The 2,034-nt window shown below is 55.4% G+C and carries 1 rRNA gene; it reads right to left on the minus strand.

The window, feature by feature from the left end:
• A 23S ribosomal RNA gene (locus JV16_RS14695) occupies positions 1 to 2,034 on the minus strand; the annotation flags it as partial.

Consider the following 2,034-nt stretch of genomic DNA (forward strand, 5'->3'; position numbering starts at 1 on the left):
ACAACTGGTACACCAGCGGTGCGTCCATCCCGGTCCTCTCGTACTAAGGACAGCTCCTCTCAAATTTCCTACGCCCGCGACGGATAGGGACCGAACTGTCTCACGACGTTCTGAACCCAGCTCGCGTACCGCTTTAATGGGCGAACAGCCCAACCCTTGGGACCGACTACAGCCCCAGGATGCGATGAGCCGACATCGAGGTGCCAAACCTCCCCGTCGATGTGGACTCTTGGGGGAGATAAGCCTGTTATCCCCGGGGTAGCTTTTATCCGTTGAGCGATGGCCCTTCCATTCGGAACCACCGGATCACTAAGCCCGACTTTCGTCCCTGCTCGACTTGTAGGTCTCGCAGTCAAGCTCCCTTCTGCCTTTACACTCTACGAATGATTTCCAACCATTCTGAGGGAACCTTTGGGCGCCTCCGTTACGCTTTGGGAGGCGACCGCCCCAGTCAAACTGCCCACCTGACACTGTCTCCCACCCCGATCAGGGGTGCGGGTTAGAATCTCAGTACGACAAGGGTGGTATCCCAACGGCGACTCCACCTAGACTGGCGTCCAGGCTTCTCAGTCTCCCACCTATGCTGTACATGTCGCACCAACATTCAATATCAGGCTGCAGTAAAGCTCCACGGGGTCTTTCCGTCCTGTCGCGGGTAACCTGCATCTTCACAGGTACTATGATTTCACCGGGTCTCTCGTTGAGACAGTGCCCAAGTCGTTACACCTTTCGTGCGGGTCGGAACTTACCCGACAAGGAATTTCGCTACCTTAGGACCGTTATAGTTACGGCCGCCGTTTACTGGGGCTTCGGTTCGCACCTTCGCTTGCGCTAAGCGCTCCCCTTAACCTTCCAGCACCGGGCAGGTGTCAGCCCCTATACTTCGCCTTACGGCTTCGCAGAGACCTGTGTTTTTGATAAACAGTCGCTTGGGCCTTTTCACTGCGGCTCCCCTGGGCTATTCACCCGAGGGAGCACCCCTTCTCCCGAAGTTACGGGGTCATTTTGCCGAGTTCCTTAACGAGAGTTCTCCCGCGCACCTTAGGATTCTCTCCTCGCCTACCTGTGTCGGTTTGCGGTACGGGCACCTCTCACCTCGCTAGAGGCTTTTCTTGGCAGTGTGGAATCAGGCACTTCGGTACTTTATTTCCCTCGCCATCACAGCTCAGCCTACTCAAGCGGATTTGCCTACTTGAGGCGCCTAACTGCTTGGACGCGCACAACCAGTCGCGCGCTGACCCTATCCTCCTGCGTCCCCCCATTGCTCAAACGGTGAGGAGGTGGTACAGGAATATCAACCTGTTGTCCATCGCCTACGCCTTTCGGCCTCGGCTTAGGTCCCGACTAACCCTGAGCGGACGAGCCTTCCTCAGGAAACCTTAGGCTTTCGGTGCAGAGGATTCTCACCTCTGTTTTCGCTACTCACACCGGCATTCTCACTTCTAAGCGCTCCACTAGTCCTTCCGGTCTAGCTTCGACGCCCTTAGAACGCTCCCCTACCGACGACGCAAGTCGTCCCACAGCTTCGGTGATACGTTTAGCCCCGGTACATTTTCGGCGCAGAGTCACTCGACCAGTGAGCTATTACGCACTCTTTAAATGGTGGCTGCTTCTAAGCCAACATCCTGGTTGTCTAAGCAACTCCACATCCTTTTCCACTTAACGTATACTTTGGGACCTTAGCTGGTGATCTGGGCTGTTTCCCTCTTGACCACGGATCTTATCACTCGTAGTCTGACTCCCGAGTATAAGTCATTGGCATTCGGAGTTTGACTGAGTTCGGTAACCCGATGAGGGCCCCTAGCCCAATCAGTGCTCTACCTCCAAGACTCTTCACTCGAGGCTAGCCCTAAAGCTATTTCGGGGAGAACCAGCTATCTCCAAGTTCGATTGGCATTTCACCCCTACCCACACCTCATCCCCGCACTTTTCAACGTGCGTGGGTTCGGGCCTCCAGTAGGTATTACCCTACCTTCACCCTGGACATGGGTAGATCACCTGGTTTCGGGTCTACGACCTCGTACTATACGCCCT

Source organism: Anoxybacillus ayderensis (genome assembly GCF_000833605.1).
Lineage (GTDB): Bacteria > Bacillota > Bacilli > Bacillales > Anoxybacillaceae > Anoxybacillus > Anoxybacillus ayderensis.